Source organism: Microbulbifer agarilyticus (assembly GCF_019800665.1).
Taxonomy (GTDB): Bacteria; Pseudomonadota; Gammaproteobacteria; order Pseudomonadales; family Cellvibrionaceae; genus Microbulbifer; species Microbulbifer agarilyticus_C.
Map to the genome: position 1 here is coordinate 311,769 of NZ_JAHVKO010000005.1, position 17,247 is coordinate 329,015.

Annotated in this window: 13 protein-coding genes and 2 tRNA genes; 1 reads left to right on the plus strand and 14 read right to left on the minus strand. The window is 57.6% G+C overall.

Going from position 1 to position 17,247, the window contains the following annotated elements; all coding sequences use genetic code 11:
* Positions 1–22: 22 nt before the first annotated feature.
* From KUV22_RS14090 to KUV22_RS14130, 9 genes are all read right to left on the minus strand, one after another.
* Positions 23–427, minus strand: coding sequence for a hypothetical protein (locus tag KUV22_RS14090; RefSeq protein ID WP_222232132.1), 405 nt, complete (start codon positions 425–427; stop codon positions 23–25).
* Between the two features lie 74 nt (positions 428–501).
* A complete protein-coding gene (locus KUV22_RS14095; protein WP_222232134.1) occupies positions 502–759 on the minus strand; it encodes a hypothetical protein in 258 nt (85 codons plus the stop codon).
* Between the two features lie 602 nt (positions 760–1,361).
* The gene (gene aceF / locus KUV22_RS14100; protein WP_222232136.1) at positions 1,362–3,017 is read right to left on the minus strand and encodes a dihydrolipoyllysine-residue acetyltransferase; all 1,656 of its coding nucleotides are present in this window, start codon (positions 3,015–3,017) and stop codon (positions 1,362–1,364) included.
* 27 nt (positions 3,018–3,044) lie between these two features.
* Positions 3,045–5,714 carry a pyruvate dehydrogenase (acetyl-transferring), homodimeric type gene (gene aceE / locus KUV22_RS14105; RefSeq protein ID WP_222232138.1) on the minus strand — a complete coding sequence of 890 codons (2,670 nt, stop codon included), beginning with the start codon at positions 5,712–5,714 and terminating at the stop codon, positions 3,045–3,047.
* A 702-nt stretch (positions 5,715–6,416) separates the two neighbouring features.
* Positions 6,417–7,034 (minus strand): class GN sortase, encoded by a 618-nt coding sequence (locus KUV22_RS14110; RefSeq protein WP_222232140.1) that lies wholly within the window; start codon positions 7,032–7,034, stop codon positions 6,417–6,419.
* A complete protein-coding gene (locus KUV22_RS14115; protein ID WP_222232142.1) occupies positions 7,031–9,445 on the minus strand; it encodes a marine proteobacterial sortase target protein in 2,415 nt (804 codons plus the stop codon). Before KUV22_RS14115 ends, KUV22_RS14110 begins: the two co-directional genes overlap by 4 nt.
* Before the next feature lie 178 nt (positions 9,446–9,623).
* Entirely contained in the window at positions 9,624–10,727 is a 1,104-nt protein-coding gene (locus tag KUV22_RS14120; protein WP_222232144.1) for a phosphoribosylaminoimidazolesuccinocarboxamide synthase, read from the minus strand.
* Positions 10,728–10,892: 165 nt separating this feature from the next.
* Positions 10,893–11,993 (minus strand): AI-2E family transporter, encoded by a 1,101-nt coding sequence (locus KUV22_RS14125; RefSeq protein WP_222232146.1) that lies wholly within the window; start codon positions 11,991–11,993, stop codon positions 10,893–10,895.
* A 101-nt stretch (positions 11,994–12,094) separates the two neighbouring features.
* Entirely contained in the window at positions 12,095–12,373 is a 279-nt protein-coding gene (locus KUV22_RS14130) for a sulfurtransferase TusA family protein (protein WP_222232148.1), read from the minus strand.
* 212 nt (positions 12,374–12,585) lie between these two features.
* On the opposite strand from KUV22_RS14130, the gene KUV22_RS14135 reads away from it, so the two are divergent.
* On the plus strand, positions 12,586–14,055 hold the full coding sequence (locus KUV22_RS14135) for a M48 family metalloprotease (protein WP_222232150.1): 1,470 nt from the start codon (positions 12,586–12,588) through the stop codon (positions 14,053–14,055).
* Between the two features lie 55 nt (positions 14,056–14,110).
* Here the strand turns inward: KUV22_RS14135 and nadA are convergent, their stop codons facing one another.
* The 5 genes from nadA to queE form a co-directional block, all read right to left on the minus strand.
* The gene (nadA, locus tag KUV22_RS14140) at positions 14,111–15,190 is read right to left on the minus strand and encodes a quinolinate synthase NadA (RefSeq protein WP_222232152.1); all 1,080 of its coding nucleotides are present in this window, start codon (positions 15,188–15,190) and stop codon (positions 14,111–14,113) included.
* Positions 15,191–15,380: 190 nt separating this feature from the next.
* Positions 15,381–15,456, minus strand: a tRNA-Lys gene (locus tag KUV22_RS14145).
* A gap of 123 nt (positions 15,457–15,579) precedes the next feature.
* Positions 15,580–15,655 (minus strand) — tRNA-Lys (locus KUV22_RS14150).
* Positions 15,656–15,793: 138 nt separating this feature from the next.
* A complete protein-coding gene (queC, locus tag KUV22_RS14155; RefSeq protein WP_222232154.1) occupies positions 15,794–16,468 on the minus strand; it encodes a 7-cyano-7-deazaguanine synthase QueC in 675 nt (224 codons plus the stop codon).
* Between the two features lie 66 nt (positions 16,469–16,534).
* Positions 16,535–17,221, minus strand: a complete 687-nt coding sequence (queE, locus tag KUV22_RS14160) for a 7-carboxy-7-deazaguanine synthase QueE (RefSeq protein ID WP_222232156.1) — start codon at positions 17,219–17,221, stop codon at positions 16,535–16,537.
* Between the last annotated feature and the right edge of the window lie 26 nt (positions 17,222–17,247).

A 17,247-nucleotide genomic window follows, 5' to 3' on the forward strand; every position in this document is an offset into this window, starting at 1 on the left:
TCAAAACTTATTGACCGTTCGGTTAGCCCGCTTGTGCTTCCATCGAATAGCAGCGCAGACCCTCGCTGTATAACCAGCAACGACCGCCTTCCGGACATGGTGCTTCCAGCTCCAGAGGCGATGTGCCAGCAGGACACAACTGCGCCTGGCCGGCATTGCACCAGGCGCCGGTATCCAATTGATAACAGATCGAATCATTCACCAGGCAGGCATCCGCAGTATGCGTCTCGAAGTGACCTTCAAAACAATTGCGGGGAAAAGCGGGCATCAAGTTGGCAGGTTGTGGACGCTGATAAAAGACCCCAGGTGTTCCGCTGAGGTCACACCAGAACCCATCCAGACTGGCTGCGTTTTCCACCCCGTCGCCGGTAGTGGCGCAACCAGCGCTCAACAAGGTAAATAGCAGGCAAAACAGGCGCAGCTTCATGATCACATCCTCTGTGATTTTAGGGTCTTGCTAGATGACCCGGAGTCCTCGCAGCGGCGCCCGCAGAATCCAACTTACTTTTCGTAGACGATACAGCGACGGCCGCCAGAAATTTCATAGCATTGAGCCGTCGCCGGACAAATGGAACCCGGTGCCAGCTCTTCCGCATCCCCAGGACAACCGTCGTAGTTAGTCTGCTGCTCAGCTACAGGCTCCCGCGGAATCGGCGCACTGTTAGGGTAGACCACCTGATCACGCACGCTGCTCGTCCCGCAGGCCGATAGCAGCGTTACCGCCGCCAACATAGAGAATAAGGTCGTTCGCTTGTACATGGGGTCTCCTTACTAAAATATGTAGCGGCGATGGGTGTCAGCGCAAACCGATTAACACATCAGTACACGCGCATTACCGGGAAAAACCAGCAGGCGGAACCCACACGACTATCTCCCGAGTCGGTCGCACACTGCTGATTGGCCGCCTGTGGCGCTGCTGAATTCGGCAGGTAATTTCCTACCTCGACAAAATTTGCCCTCTGGCCCTTACTTTCAGGGCTAAAGAAAAATGGATCGTGACTGATGTCATCCTCGTAGGGAAGGAAGATACAACCCTGTATGCACACAGTGGCGCCTAACACCACTCCTGCGATCCCTCTGCGACTCATGGCCTACTACCTCACAGCTGAAATTACCCTAACCGCTTGCCTGGAAACCGAGGTTTCCGCTTCCAACACTTTTAGTCTAGCCGGCAGGAAGGGTTCGACGCCGCTGTACACTTTTTGAGCGAAATTAAATGCGCCATTTTCAACCCCAGGATCACCCCGCCGCCATACGCCGGGAGCTGGCGTACTATCCCTCACCAAAACAAGATATTTCGCACAAAAAAAAAGCCGGTGGGGTTAGCCACCGGCTTTCATTTGCCAAGTCTGTAATCGAAATTACAGCAGCAGTCGACGCACGTCCGCCAACACACCGGCGAGGTACGTCAGGAAGCGACCGGCGTCGCCACCGTTGACTGCGCGGTGGTCGTAAGACAGCGCCAGCGGCAGCATCTTGCGCGGCACAAATTCCTTGCCGTTCCACTCGGGACGCACGGACAGCTTGGAAACACCCAGGATTCCCACTTCCGGCGCATTTACGATCGGAGTGAAACCGGTGCCACCGATGGCGCCCAGGCTGGAGATGGTAAAGCAGGCGCCCTGCATATCGCGCGGCTTCAGCTTGCCATCACGGGCGGCGATCGCCAGTGCGGTGGCTTCTTCCGCCAGGTCGTACAAGCCTTTTTTATCCACATCGCGAATAACCGGCACCATCAGGCCTTTCGGCGTATCCACCGCCATGCCGATATGTACGTAGTCCTTCTTAACAATGTGCTCGCCATCGTTGTGCAGGGATACGTTAAAGCTCGGTACTTCACGCAGTGCAGCCGCCGCGGCTTTCAGCAGGAAAGGCACCGGGGTGAGCTTCACGCCACGCTTCTCAGCTTCTGCCTTCATCGCCTTGCGGAAATCTTCCAACTCGGTGATGTCTGCATCGTCGAACTGGGTAACGTGCGGTACGTTCAGCCAGTTGCGCGACATATTCGCGGCGGTGATCTTGTGGATCTTGCTCATCGGCTCGGTGGTGACCGGGCCAAACTGGCTGAAGTCGATTTCCGGCATCGGCGCAATGCCAATACCGCCACCAACGCCACCGGCAGCACCACTTTCCGCTTTCTTCACCTGCTCCTTGATGTAGGCGTGCAGGTCGTCTTTGGTCACACGGTTACGCGGGCCAGTGGGCTTCACCTTGTTCAGGGTCACGCCCAGTTCACGGGCCAGCTTGCGCACGGCGGGGCCGGCGTAAACTTCCGCCGACGGCGTGTGATCGCGCTCAACATGCGGGTCGCGCTTGGGAGACGCAGATGGCTCGTGCGCCGCTTCCGGTGCCGCCACTTGCGGCGCGGGAGCGGGCGCTGCTGCCGGCGCCGGTGCTGCAGCTGCAGGAGCTGGAGCCGCACCACCAGAAACGCTCTTGATCACGCCAATCACGTCACCGGTAGAAACCTTGTCGCCTTCCTTCACGGAGAGGGAGACGATGGTGCCGGAAGCGGAAGATGGCACGTCCATGGACGCCTTGTCGCCTTCTACCACGATCAGGGCGTCGCCCTCTTCTACCGAATCACCCGCGGCAACGGAGATTTCAATCACGTCCACCGCATCGGCACCGCCGAGGTCGGGGACCTTGAGCTCCTCTTCCTTCTCTTCACCAGCTGGTGCTGGCGCCGGTGCTGCCTCTGCGGCTGGCGCAGGTGCGGGCGCCTCTGCCGGTGCTGGTGCGGCTTCTTGCGCAGCCTCTTCTGCAACCTCGCCACCGGCTTCGGTTTCCATTTCACCGATCACGTCACCTTCAGAAACCTTGTCACCTTCCTTGACGGAGATGTTCAGGATCTTGCCGGCAACGGGCGCGGGAATGTCCATGGAGGCCTTGTCGCCCTCCACAACAATCAGCGCATCCTCTTCCGCCACGGTGTCACCCACCGCAACGGCAATTTCAATTACGTCTACCTGATCGGCGCCGCCGAGATCAGGCACTTTAATGACTTGTTTTGCCATGTCTTGCCTTCCTTAATTCAGCGGGCCTTAAACCAGACGCGGGTTTACTTTTTCCGGGTCGATGTTCAGCTTCTTGATCGCGTCTGCCACTTCTTTGGCATCGATGACACCCTGGTTTGCCAGGCCGGTCAGCGCAGCGATCACCACGTAGTTGCGGTTCACTTCGAAGAAGCGACGCAGCTGCTCGCGGCTGTCGGAACGACCGAAGCCGTCGGTACCCAGTGCGATCATGTCGCCGTCGATAAACTCGCGCAGCGGCTCGACGTAGGAACGAATGTAATCGGTAGAGATCACTACCGGGGTTTCGTTGCCCTCGAACTGTTCGCCAATCCAGGATTTACGGGCCTCCTCGGTCGGGTGCAGCATGTTCCAGCGCGCCACGTCCTGCGCTTCGCGGGAAGCTTCGGTGGCAGAGGTCAGGTTCCACACGTCGGAGGTCACACCGAACTGGTCGGCGAGAATGTCCGCGGCGGCCAACACTTCGCGCAGGATAGAACCAGCGCCCACCAGCTGTACGTGCTTCTTCGCCGCCTTGCCTTTGCCCGGCTTGCGAGAATTGTTGTCCAGCTTGTAGATACCGCGAATGATGCCTTCTTCAACGCCCTGCGGCATTTCCGGCTGCAGGTAGTTTTCGTTCTCGATGGTGACGTAGTAGAACAGGTTCTTCTGCTCTTCGTACATCTCCTTCAGACCGTGGCGCATGATTACGGCGAGGTCGTAACCGTAAGCCGGGTCGTAACTCTTACAGTTCGGGATGGTGGCAGACAGTACGTGGCTGTGACCATCCTGGTGCTGCAGGCCTTCACCGTTCAGGGTGGTACGGCCAGCGGTGGCACCCACGAGGAAACCGCGCGCTTGCATGTCACCAGCTGCCCAGGCCAGGTCGCCGATGCGCTGGAAACCGAACATGGAGTAGTAGATGTAGAACGGCACCATCGGTACGCCGTGGTTGCTGTAGGCGGTGGCGAGAGCCATCCACGCAGACATCGCACCGGCTTCGTTGATGCCTTCTTCGAGCACCTGGCCTTTCTTGTCTTCCTTGTAATACATGATCTGGCCGTGGTCGACCGGAGTGTATTTCTGGCCCTGGGAAGAGTAGATGCCCAGCTGACGGAACAGACCTTCCATACCGAAGGTACGCGCTTCGTCGGGAACGATCGGCGCAACGTTTTGGCCCATCTTCTTGTCTTTCACCAGTACGGACAGTGCACGCACAAACGCCATAGTGGTGGAGATTTCGCGGTCGCCGGAGCCTTTGGTCAGCGCACTGAAAGCATCCAGTTCCGGGATTTCCAGTTTGGCTACTTCAGTGCTACGGGACGGTACCGGGCCACCCAGGGCCTTGCGGCGCTCGTCCATGTACTTCATTTCCGGGCTGTCCGGAGACGGGCGGTAATAAGGTACCTCTTCGATTTCTTTGTCGGTAATCGGGATCGCAAAGCGGTCACGGAAGCGCTTCAGGGCTTCGGTGTCCATTTTCTTCACGTTGTGGGTATCCATCGCCGCTTCACCGGCGGCACCCAGGCCGTAACCTTTAACGGTTTGCGCCAGGATCACGGTCGGCTTGCCCTTGCTCGCCATGGCTTCAGCGTAGGCCGCGTACACTTTGTACGGGTCGTGGCCACCGCGGTTGAGCTTCATGATTTCCTCATCGGAGAAGTCTTTGACCATCTCCTTGAGCTCCGGGTATTTACCAAAGAAATGCTCACGGGTGTAAGCGCCACCGTTCGCCTTGAAGTTCTGCATTTCGCCATCGACGGTTTCGTCCATGACTTTCTGCAGCAGGCCTTTGTCGTCTTTCTCGAACAGCGGGTCCCACAGACGGCCCCAGAGAACCTTGATTACGTTCCAACCGGCACCGCGGAACACACCTTCCAGTTCCTGAACAATCTTGCCGTTGCCACGTACAGGGCCGTCAAGGCGCTGCAGGTTACAGTTGACCACGAATACCAGGTTTTCCAGCTTCTCGCGGCCCGCCAGGGCGATTGCGCCCAGGGATTCCGGCTCATCACACTCACCGTCACCCAGGAAGGCCCACACCTTGCGATCACCGCGCGGAGACAGACCGCGGGCAGACAGGTAACGCATGATGTGCGCCTGATAGATCGCCTGAATCGGGCCAAGGCCCATGGATACGGTGGGGAACTGCCAGTATTCCGGCATCAGCCAGGGGTGCGGGTAAGAAGAGAGGCCATTGCCGTTTACTTCACGGCGGAAGTTGTCCAGCTGCTCTTCATCGAAGCGGCCTTCCAGGTAGGAACGGGCGTAAATACCCGGGGCACTGTGGCCCTGGAAGAAGATCAGATCGCCGCGCTCTTCACCTTCATTACCGCGGAAGAAGTAGTTGAAGGCGACATCGTACAGGGTCGCTGCCGATGAGAAGCTCGCGATATGGCCACCGAGGCTATCGCTGTTGGAGTTGGCACGCACCACCATAGCCAGTGCGTTCCAACGGATCAGGGAGCGGATACGACGCTCCATAAACAGGTCCCCGGGCATACGCTTTTCCGCTTCCGGCGGAATGGTATTGCGGTACGGGGTGGTAATGGCCGCCGGCAGCTGTACGCCGGTGTTGGTCGCGCGATCAGACAGCTGCTTGATCAGGAACGCTGCGCGCTCCTTGCCGCTGTGGCGGATGACCGCCTGCAGCGCGTCCAGCCATTCCTGCGTTTCCTGAATGTCGGTTTCTTCGTGCATCAAATGCTCCTCGGCGAATATACGACGTCGAGTCGGTGTTTTTTTATGGTCAGAATTTTTTGCCGCGCAACAGTACCGCAAATGCGGGGAATTCCCCCGAGTCAGGCACCTTCCTCGCCAATTCACCACCAAAAATGGCCGGAAAAGCGATTTTCACTGATCAGCAGTTCAGTACTGACAAGCGCTTGGGTGCTGAAAAGGGCTGTGCGACGGAATACCGCCGGCTGGGAACCCGTGGTTCCGCTTACCGGCTCGACTTTGAATTCGGCGTTGAATTCACGACCTGCTAAATGTAGGGCCAGCGCCTCGCAGCGCACAGGCATCACCACATAAAAACAGGCGGTAAGTGCTCAAGCGGGGGCGATTGTAGTATTACTACAAAAGTTTTTCCAGATAGGACAATTAGTAACAAATAAAACCAAATTGCAAAACAAATAGTTTTCACAAAGCGGTATTGGCGGATGATTTTGTCGCTAATGCGAGAAATTCTATTACAAAATAGAGTCCAAAAATCGCTTTTTGGTCACGCATGTACCAACTAAAGCGGGATTGGCGGGATGGTGACTTCCCACGCCAGCCTGTGTTGCGCCAATCCGTCAATAACCAAAAGCGCCGATTGACCTGCAACATTTGCGGCACTCGACAGGCCACATGCCCAGCCATTTTCGGTGGACATGGCCAGAATCAGGTAAAGGTTTGCGGTTACAACTGTATCACCGGAGCTTCCGGCACCGGCTCGGCGTAGACCAGATAGCGCAGCGGGCCGCCCGCCTCCAAAGCGCCAAAGGGGTAACAGGTAACCAGCAGCAAGCCGGGCCGGTCGCTAATTGGCAGCGTCTCCTGTGAACTGTCCACCACCCTGGCACCCAGCACCCGATAGTGCTGCCAGTGCCCATCACGTCCCTGCAGCTGCACCCCCATTCCCGCCTGCAATTTTTCCAGCCCGCGGAAGTGGGTGTCGCGGTGCGCGGCAATAACCGTGGTGCGTACGGGAGTATTACCCGCGTGCTCTTGCGCAAACGGCAGCGCTGAAGCCTCATGCAAGCCGGGCCCGAAGGCGAGCGCCTCACCACTGGTCCCATTCAATACCACCAAAGGTTTTTGCTGATCCAGTTTGAGCCGCGCTACCGGCCAGGTGTCCGCCCAGGGCCACGGCTTTTGAATCTCTCCCGCGTGCAACTGCCGCTCCCAGGCACTGCTGATCAGGTACTGCGACAATTCCGCTTTCACCAGTATCCAGCTGGCGCTCGCCAGCTGCCACACACCGGCAGCGATCAACAGCAGTGGAAGCGAACGTTTAGATAACCACCTGCGGTTCATTTCTGAACCCCTGGAATACGACAGCCAATCGCGCGCGGTGGCAACTCGCCCGACTTTATTGTGGCAGGGGAGAGGCGTCGCGCCAGGAAATGTTCCAGACGCGTTTGGCAACGACGCACATCGGGAACGAGGCCGGACAGCAGCGCACGCACACTTCGCACGATTGCGGCGCGTGCGCGCAGCCCCCAACCACAGAGGAGCAGCAGCAAGGCAGTAAGAAATTGCCCGTAAACGCCCGTCGCAGTAGACGGATACGTGAAGCGTTGCAGGTTTTGGCCACTGGCAACCGCATTGGGCACGGAACTGGACTTCAGCGCTTCGGCTTGTGGACGCACCGGGGTCTCTTCGACAGCAACAAAGCTGGTGTAGGGACTGGCCAACTGGTGACGAAGCGCCAGTGTGAGAATTTGCTGCTTGAGCGGATCTGCAACCTGCTCGCCTTCACCTTTGGTTCTTGCCAGTGGGCCGCGTTGGCGTTGCATATCCCTCAGCGCGGCAATTTTTGCGCGCGCCCACACACTGCCAATTTCATCGCCCTGCTGATCCACCGCCAATTGCGATAACGAAATACTGCGGGAAAAGCGCTTGCCTGCAAGACGGCCACTGACAACTAGCTCACCGCTCGATGGCACCCCCAGGGGCTGGCCCTCGATACGCGCGACCAGTCGTACCGGCTCACCCAGATACAGATCCGGCAACTGTTTTGGATAACCTTCCAGTTTGATGCCCCGCGGAAAGTCTACGCGCAGATCCGTCACCAGCGGGTTCTCCAGCTTCTCGAACAAGTGGCCCATTTGCGTCTGTACTTCACCCAGATCACCGATATGTACCGCACTGCCACGGCCTATTTGCGCGGCCTTGGTCATGAAGTGACTGTTGGGCGCTGAACCGATGCCCACGGTAAACAAACGCACCTGGCCGAGTCGTTGCTGGATAATTTCAAACAGTGCCCGCTCATTGCCAACCGCGCCATCAGTAATAAACACCACCTGACGCACCAGCTCACCAGCCTGCTCATCCAACTGCTGGGATAAGGCTTCTTTCAACGCAGGCGCCATCTCTGTCCCGCCGGTGGCACTCAGCGATTCCACCCAGTCGCGCGCGCGGTGAACATTCTCCTGACTGGCAGTGACGGGACGCGGATAAAAAGATCGGTGGTGGCTGTTAAATTCAATAATGTTGAACCGGTCCTGCGCATCGAGCCGCGATAACGCAAGCAGCAGACTTTCCTTGGCCTGACGAATCGAGTTGCCGCCCATGGAGCCGGATGTATCCACCACATACACCACTTCCCGGGGCAACCTGCGAGTCGCGCCGGATTCCCGTGGAGGCAACAACAACAACTGCAGATACTGTGCGCTGTCATCTTGTGATTGCTCTGCAAACAATGCGGCGGAAGGCATCGAGGAAGTCTGCGGCCGCCAGTGCAACACAAAGTCGCGGTCCATTGGCGCCGAGCCTCCTTTCAACTGCACCTGGTACCGATTCCCATCCTGGCGACGAAAGTCCACCTCGTGATAGGGGCTATAAATATCTGCCAGCGGTAATCCCATGCCAAGGTCGACATGAATCGACATCTGGTGGCTGCCACGGCTTGCCAGCTCCGCCATCGGCATCATGAAGGGGGTAATATGCTGCGCATCCGGCACCTGGTCCGTAGGCAGCGACCAGCCGTGGGGATTGAGCGCGAGCTCTTGTGCAGACTCTTGAGAAAGCTCACCCTGCACCCCCGGAATATAGCGAGGCGTAAGGGTACTCGGCAGGCGCAGGCTGAATTGATCGCGATCAAATTTAAGTGTTTGCAGATAGCGCACCTCAACGGCAATTTTTTCACCCGGTGCGATATTGGCGACACGGCTGGTAAACATGTTCGGCCGCTGCTGCTCCAGCAACGCTGCGCGCTTGCCCGCCGCGCGCGCTTCGGTATACACCTTCTTCGCCTCTTCACGCTCGCGCACCTTGCCGACAATTCTGCGCTCGCCAATTACAATCTCCATGCCGCGTACCGCGGCATTTTCCGGCAGCGGCAGTACGTAGACGGCCTCCCGCCAGTGATTGCTGGTGTTGCTAAATGTCTGAGCAATTTGCACCTCTGCCACCAGGCCACGTACACGCATATCGACCGCGGTCGACAGGTGTAAGGCCGGCTCAAAGGTTCCGGCCTCCGCACCGACAAACAGTAAATCGCCGCTCCCGGCATCTTCTATCGCCACCTCCTCAAAAGCCGGCTCTTGCAGTGTGTCATCGGCCCTTGCCCCGACCGCAGCAAGGAGCACCGCGAGCGTAGTCACGGTGAACAGCAGCCAGCTGCCAACGCGGCTTTTGCGATAGCGGCGGCGGTAATATTCGCTCGTAGGAAGAATCAACAAGTCGCGCTCGATGCGCGGTGATGGAAAAAGCGGTCGGTTCACGAGAGCCTCCAAATCAATGAATGGAGGTATTACACACAGGCAATCGGGCAACGCCGGGGAATCAATCGGGCGAACTGCGGGTCAATTGTGGCGAAATATGGCAAGGCAAAAATACAACGCCCAAAACCCAAAAACCGGCACGGGGCCGGTTTCTGAAAACATGGGGATAAGTGGGAAACTAGTCGATCAGGCCATACCCATCCCGTAATACGTCGATGATTTCCGCCTTGGGGTTGTCCGAAATCACCAGTTTTTCGCCGATGATCTTTTCAGCGATACCCACATAGGTATTGGAAACCGCCATCAACATGGATTCCGGCAGCTCATTGTCGCGGGCGAGAGCCAAGCGCTCATCCATACGGTCTTTATTCAACAGAATGTCCGGGTCCGGAAAATGATTCAGCAGTGCCTGGCGGAAACCTTCTTTTGAATTCTCCACAACTTCGCCATTGCGATACTGAGGGCCATCCCAGATGCGGGACGAGTCCGGGGTGCCCACTTCATCCATGTAGATTAGCTTTTCGCGACCTTCTGCGTCACTGACATAGCCAAACTCGAACTTGGTATCCACAAACACCTGATCCAGCTTTTCCAGCTCGGCGGAGATAACATCAAAGCCCTCTTTCAGAAGCTGCTCGTAACGATCAATATCCTCGGCGCTCTGGAAATTAAACGCGGCATAATTCTCCAGAATATTCTGGCGAGTAATGTTTACATCGTCCGCTTCCGGCACTCCCGGAATTCCCTTGAGGATCCCCTTGGTAGACGGGGTAATCAGCAGCTCGGGAAGCTTCTGGTCCTTTTGCAGGCCATCCGGCAGCTGGATACCACAGAACTCCCGTTCGCCCTTGCTGTAAGCACGCCACATGGAGCCGGTAATGTACTGGCGAGCGATGGCCTCAATCATCACCGGGCGGGCCTTCTGCACAATCCACACCGCGGGATGGGGAATATCCAGAATGTGGCTGTCCGCCAGGCCCTGCTCCTTGAAGCGCTTGAACCAGTGATTGGCCACGGCATTCAGTGCCGCACCCTTGCCGGGAACACCGCGCAGGCCATTCTCGCCTTTCCAGATGCAATCGAACGCCGACATGCGGTCGGAAATCACCATCACTGCCAGCGGCGCATCCGCGGCCACCGGGTAACCCTTTTCCTTGATCAAGCGGGCGCTGTCTGCCTCGGTCAGCCAGTAGACCGAGCGCACCTTGCCACTGTGGACCGGCTTATCGGTGCGAATCGGGAGATCATTGTTCACCGCGAGGACTTTGTCTGCGAGGCTCATGGAGTTTCCTGTGCCGTTAGAAAGACGGGTATAGATAATAGATAGACAGAAGCCCCGCGACAGCGGGGCTGAAAATTTAGGCGCGGGATTCTAGCAAACCCCCAACCGTCGAAAAAGTGACAGTCCAAATCAGTGCCGGCACTCAATCAGAGCCGGTCGCTGGACTCAAACTTCACTGTCGGCACTGGCCGCCGCTTCCCTGGCCCACTCCGCCTGGTGCTCACTGGTGGGCCAGGCATTGAGAATGGCCTTGGCGAGCGTGGCCAGAGGAATGGCAAAGAAAACGCCCCAGAAGCCCCAGATACCACCAAACACCAGCACCGCCAGAATAATGGCCACCGGATGCAGGTTGACCGCCTCGGAAAACAGGATCGGCACCAGCACGTTGCCATCGAGCAGCTGGATCATGCCGTAGGCGAACATCAACCAGAAAAACTCACTACTCCAACCCCACTGGAACAGGCCGATCATCGCCACCGGGATGGTGACCACCGCCGCGCCGATATAGGGAATCAACACCGACAGGCCCACCGCGGCGGCCAGCAGCAGCGCGTAATTTACGCCCAGCAGCAGGAAGGCCACGTAACTCACCACACCGACGATGGCAATCTCGATCACCTTGCCGCGGACATAGTTCGCCACCTGATCATTCATTTCATACCAGATCTGGCGCAGCATCGGGCGCTGATGGGGCAGGAAGGAGGCGCACCAGCGCAGCAGCTGCTTGGAGTCCTTGAGAAAGAAGAACACCAGAATGGGCACTACCACCAGGTAAATCAGCGCCGCCGCCAGGATCGGCAGGTTGGCCAGCGAGAAGGTCAGCAAGGTCTGGCCGATGCCGCCCAGTTCACTGCCGACGGTATTGAAGATCTCATCAATTTGCTGCGCAGTGATCAGGCGCGGGTACTGCTCCGGCAACAGCACCAGTAGATCCTTGCCGCTGGCAATCATATTGGGAAGTTCGGAAAACAGACGCACCGCCTGCCGCCAGATAATCGGCAATACCACAAACAACAGGGCCGCGATGATGCCTACCAGTACCAGGCAGGCAATACTCACCGACAGCCAGTGTGGCACCTTCCAGGATTCCAGGCGCTGCACCATGCCCTGCATCAAAAAGGCAATCACCAGCGCCGCCAGCACTGGCGTCAGCACACCACCCAATGTGGCTAGCACAAGCAGCGCAACCAGCAGCAGCAGTACCAGCAGTACCACCTCTTCCTGGCCGAAATAGCGATTTACCCACCCCTTAACAATCGCATACATAAATGCTGTTCTCTCGAAACTCTTTAGGATCTAACTCAGATCAAACTCAAAACTATCGCGCTTCCATCGCATTTCCGTCGCCACGACCAGTGAACACCTGGTCACTGATCGATCTGCTGCAGCCAATAATGGAAGAATTCACCGTCAATTTCAGCTCGCAATAAGGGCACGCCGCTCAACTCACTAAAGCTGCGGATATCCCGCTGTGACGCTGGATCGGTTGCAATCAAATGCAAGATCTCGCCCGGCGCCAACTGCTTCAGGGCCCGCCGCATGGCGAGCAGTGGTTGCGGGCACGGCTGCCCGCTGGCATCTACCCTTACAGCAGAGGCCCACACAATATCCGGTGCCAGACTGGCCTGTTTTGCGGAACTGGTCATAAAAACGCGGTTAAGAACCGTAAATGCGATGAATTATACCGGTGCCCATGGGTCAATGGGCCATGGAGCTGAACCTTTTACCCTGGAGCTGTTCAAAACCTCGACAGTCTCACAGGGTTACGTATAGTGTTAGCGGCAGGAAACCCGGCAGGCGCAGTAAAATTATGACCGAGAACCCGACATCATTCAGAAACCGAATCCGCCGCAGTTGCATGCTCCTGCGTCAGCGCGCGGCCGGCTTCATTTCGGGCCTCACCGCCGGGCTACTATTGACCGCCGCGCCATTGGCGGCAACTGCCCAGGGCGACCACCACATCCAACTCCCCATGCTGGGCGACACCAGCAGCGGCCTTGTGTCCCGCGCGCGCGAAAAAGAGCTGGGCGGTATGTGGCTGCGCATGTTTCGCAGTCAGGTGCGCACATCCAGTGATGCTCTGCTACAGCAATATGTCGAGAATTCACTGCAGGCACTGGCAGAATACAGCCCGCTGGAAGACAAAAGCCTCGACGTCGTTGTAGTGAACAACGACACCATGAATGCCTTTGCCGTGCCCGGTGGTGTGGTCGGCGTCCATACTGGGCTGTTTCTGTTTGCCGAAAACGAAGACCAGTTTGCCTCGGTTCTGGCGCACGAACTCGCGCACTTGAGCCAGCGCCACTATGCCCGTTCTTTGGAAGCACAGCGCAACAGTACCCTACCCACTCTCGCCGGCATGCTCGGTGCGCTGGTGCTGGCTGCGACCGCCGGCGGCGATGCCGGCCTCGCAGCCATGACCGCGACCCAGGCTGCCGCGCTGGACAACCAGCTGCGCTTTTCCCGCCAGAACGAACAGGAAGCGGACCGCGTTGGTATCGAAACCCTCGCCAAGGCCGGTATGGATCCACAGGCCGCGGGCGAAATGTTTGAGCAAATGCTGAAAGCGACTCGCTACTACCGCCGCCCACCAGAATTCCTGCTCACGCACCCGGTTACCGAAAAGCGTATCGCAGACGCCAAACTGCGGGCCAACCGCATGGACAAGGTGCCACTGCGCAACAGCCGCGAATACCACCTGATGCGTGCGCGTATCCGCGTGGCCGCCGAGGCTACCCCGCAACAGGCGGTAAAGCGCTTTCAGGCGGAGCTGCGCGGTATCAACGACAATGAAGACGCCGCCCGTTACGGCCTGGCACTGGCGCAAACTTCCGCCGGCAAACCCGATACCGCCATCGACACCCTGCAGCCGCTGCTGGACAAAGAGCCCGACAAAGACGCTTTTGTACTGGCGCGCGCCGATATCGACCTTGCCCGCCAGGATTACACCAGCGCGACCAATCGTCTGCAAAAAGCGGTAAACAAGAACCCGAAGAACCACGCCTTGACCATGGGGCTGGCCAATGCCCACTTTAAGGCGGGTAACTATCTGGCCGCAGAGCGCATTCTCAAGAAGCACAGCCGCGCGCGCCGCAAGGATCCAGCGGTGTGGTATCTGCTGGCGGAAACCCACGGTTTGGCTGGGGATATTGTCGGTGTGCACGAGGCGCGCGCTGAGTACTACATCTTAAACGGTGTATTCGACAAAGCCCTGCAACACCTGCGTCACGGGGTTCGCCTGGCGAAGAACGATTACCAGACCCATGCGATCCTGGAACAGCGCATGAAAGATGTGATCAAGATGCAGGAGCGGGCCAAAGAGCTCTAATTCCAGCAAATTCAGGGCAAAAAAATGAGCGGCAAGTTGCCGCTCTTTTTTATTTTCAGTCCAGAGGTTTGCGGAAATCCAGCATCCGCTGCAGCGGCATCATCGCCCGCTTGCCCAGCGCCTCATCCACAAAGATCTCATTGTCACCGCGCTCGAGAACACCACACAGGTTTTCCAACGAGTTCATCGCCATCCACGGGCAATTGGCACAGCTGCGACAGGTAGCTCCTGAACCCGCGGTAGGCGCAATGATCAGTTCCTTATCCGGGCACTGCTGCTGCATTTTGTAGAAGATGCCCTGATCGGTCGCAACAATAAACTGCTTGTTCGGGCGGGTCTTCGCCGCATTGATAATTTGCGAAGTGGAACCCACCACGTCGGCCAGCTCCACGACCGCAGCCGGCGATTCCGGATGCACCAGTACCAGCGCTTCCGGATACATAGCCTTCAAATCAGCCACGCCTTTCGCCTTGAACTCTTCATGCACGATACAGGCTGCATCCCACAGCAGTACGTCGGCGCCGGTCTGCTTCTGCACGTAGCTTCCGAGGTGTTTGTCCGGCGCCCACAGGATTTTCTCGCCTTGGGAGTCCAGGTAGTCCACAACATCCAGTGCGATGCTGGAGGTCACCACCCAGTCCGCACGCGCCTTAACCGCGGCCGACGTATTCGCGTACACCACCACGGTACGATCCGGATGCTGGTCGCAAAATGCGGAAAACTCCTCGATCGGACAGCCCAGGTCCAGCGAGCAGGTCGCCTCAAGTGTGGGCATCAGAACCCGCTTGTGGGGAGTCAGTATCTTGGCCGTCTCCCCCATAAATTTAACGCCGGCCACGATCAGGGTGTCGGCTTCGTGCTGCGCGCCAAAACGGGCCATTTCGAGGGAGTCAGAAACACAACCACCGGTTTCCTCGGCCAGCGCCTGGATCAGCGGGTCGGTGTAGTAATGCGCGACCAGCACGGCGTTCTGCTCTTTCAGCAGGCGCTTGATGCGCTCACGCCACTGGTTCAATTCTTCCTCGCTATACGCGTGGGCACCGGGGTGTGACAGGTGATCCTGCACAAAATCACGGGCATCGATGGCGTTGAGTGCGGGCGCGCTGGAAGCAATTTTATCGCTGCTGTCTGTCATAGCTGTTTGCGTAAGCTCTCTACGTACTGACGGAAAAGGCCGGCATTATACCGATACCGGTGCAATTCGCCGATGTTCAATCCGAAATCCCTGCAAATCAGATACATTTTAAGGTGGCAAAACAAGGGAAACGATGACGCAAAAGCGTTTGCGAGATATTGGCTAAACAGGGGGGGAGTTCTTAAGGAAATGGTGGGTCGTGCTGGATTCGAACCAGCGACCAATTGGTTAAAAGCCAACTGCTCTACCAACTGAGCTAACGACCCTTAAGACTGCCGTATCCCATACGGGAAGCGACAAAACTACTTGTATAACTCGTACTTGCTACGAGCTCTTTAATACATAACCGCACGACAAATGTGTCGGAATGCGGTTACAGGGGGGGAAGATGGTGGGTCGTGCTGGATTCGAACCAGCGACCAATTGGTTAAAAGCCAACTGCTCTACCAACTGAGCTAACGACCCTTGACCCCTCTACCTGAGGAGCTGCGTATCTTACGGATCTAATCCGGAAACGCAAGTCCCGGTTACAAAAAAATTGCTAACAAATTTAAGGGCTTAGACAGCCATTTTGCGCCCGTCAGGAATACTCCAGCTGGGCCCTCACGCGTACACGGTAGGGTCGGCAAGACCCGCTTCGGCAAAACCAGCCGCCCGCAGGCGGCAGCTGTCGCAGCGCCCACAGGCCGCGCCATTCGGCAGGGCCTGATAGCAGCTGACCGTCAGGCTGTAATCAACACCCAGCCCGGTACCACGCTCGACAATATCCGCCTTGCTCATCTTCATCAGCGGTGCGTGAATGGTCAGCTTATTACCTTCTACGCCGGCACGGGTGGCCAGGTTGGCCATCTTTTCGTACGCCTCGATATATTCGGGGCGACAATCCGGGTAACCAGAATAGTCAACGGCGTTTACACCCACAAAAATATCCTGTGCACCGAGTACCTCGGCCCAACCCAGGGCGATCGACAGGAACACGGTATTGCGCGCCGGAACATAGGTGACCGGGATACCGGAGGTCTCCTCTTCGGGCACATCGATGCTGTCATCGGTGAGCGCCGAACCACCAATGACGCGCAGGTCGAGCTTTACCACCTTGTGCTCCCGGGCGCCCAGATCTGCGGCAACGCGCTGCGCCGCCATCAATTCGGCACTGTGGCGCTGGCCGTAATCAAACCCCAGGGCGTAACACTCGTAACCCTCGGCGCGCGCCATGGCCAAGACCGTGGCGGAATCCAGACCACCGGAGAGTAAAACGACGGCTTTCTTGCTGCTCATAAACCTGCCAATTGCTTACTGTTTGCTTCGTAAAATAGGAAATACCGAGGATACTTATACACTTGGCTACACACCGGGAATGTCGCCCCAGAGCAACTTGTGCAGCTGCATCTGCATGCGTACCGGTAAGCCGTCTTCGAGTATCCACTCCGCCAGCTGGCGTGGCGCCAACTGTTCATAGCTTGGGGAGAACAGCACTTCGCCAACCCGCTCCGACAGGTGGTATTGATCCAGGGTAAAGCGCGCCCAGTCGTAGTCGCCACGGTCACAGATCACGAATTTGACCTGATCCTTTTTATTCAACAGCGGGATATTTTCCATACGATTGCGCGCCTGCTCGCCAGACGCCGGTGTTTTCAGGTCAACCACTCGGGATACCCGCGCATCCACCGCATCGACCGGCATGGCGCCGCTGGTTTCCAGCGACACCTGATAACCCGCATCGCACAGGGCTTTTAACAGCGGAATACAGTTTGGCTGCGCCAGAGGCTCGCCGCCAGTGACACAAACATGCCGCGCCGGATAGCTCCGAACCTTCTGCAAGATCGCGGCCAGCGACATCCGCTCGCCACCATAGAAGGCATATTCGGAGTCGCAGTAGGTACAGCGCAGCGGACAACCGGTCAGGCGCACGAATACCGTCGGCAAGCCCGCATCGCGCGCCTCCCCCTGAAGGGAGTAAAAAAGCTCACTGATGCGGAGAGACTCTTCGGTCAAATTCACCGCTCCCAGCTCAGTTTCAAATTCGGCCATACACCACTCTGATCGTGAAATTGTGC

What these genes read in the sequence shown, in the direction of transcription:
- KUV22_RS14120 (WP_222232144.1), bottom strand. Translation starts at nt 10,727, where the DNA reads ATGAGCCTCGCAGACAAAGTCCTCGCGGTGAACAATGATCTCCCGATT.
- nadA (WP_222232152.1), bottom strand. Translation starts at nt 15,190, where the DNA reads ATGACAGACAGCAGCGATAAAATTGCTTCCAGCGCGCCCGCACTCAAC.
- queE (WP_222232156.1), bottom strand. Translation starts at nt 17,221, where the DNA reads ATGGCCGAATTTGAAACTGAGCTGGGAGCGGTGAATTTGACCGAAGAG.
- KUV22_RS14130 (WP_222232148.1), bottom strand. Translation starts at nt 12,373, where the DNA reads ATGACCAGTTCCGCAAAACAGGCCAGTCTGGCACCGGATATTGTGTGG.
- KUV22_RS14090 (WP_222232132.1), bottom strand. Translation starts at nt 427, where the DNA reads ATGAAGCTGCGCCTGTTTTGCCTGCTATTTACCTTGTTGAGCGCTGGT.
- KUV22_RS14135 (WP_222232150.1), top strand. Translation starts at nt 12,586, where the DNA reads ATGCTCCTGCGTCAGCGCGCGGCCGGCTTCATTTCGGGCCTCACCGCC.
- KUV22_RS14095 (WP_222232134.1), bottom strand. Translation starts at nt 759, where the DNA reads ATGTACAAGCGAACGACCTTATTCTCTATGTTGGCGGCGGTAACGCTG.
- KUV22_RS14125 (WP_222232146.1), bottom strand. Translation starts at nt 11,993, where the DNA reads ATGTATGCGATTGTTAAGGGGTGGGTAAATCGCTATTTCGGCCAGGAA.
- aceE (WP_222232138.1), bottom strand. Translation starts at nt 5,714, where the DNA reads ATGCACGAAGAAACCGACATTCAGGAAACGCAGGAATGGCTGGACGCG.
- queC (WP_222232154.1), bottom strand. Translation starts at nt 16,468, where the DNA reads ATGAGCAGCAAGAAAGCCGTCGTTTTACTCTCCGGTGGTCTGGATTCC.
- aceF (WP_222232136.1), bottom strand. Translation starts at nt 3,017, where the DNA reads ATGGCAAAACAAGTCATTAAAGTGCCTGATCTCGGCGGCGCCGATCAG.
- KUV22_RS14110 (WP_222232140.1), bottom strand. Translation starts at nt 7,034, where the DNA reads ATGAACCGCAGGTGGTTATCTAAACGTTCGCTTCCACTGCTGTTGATC.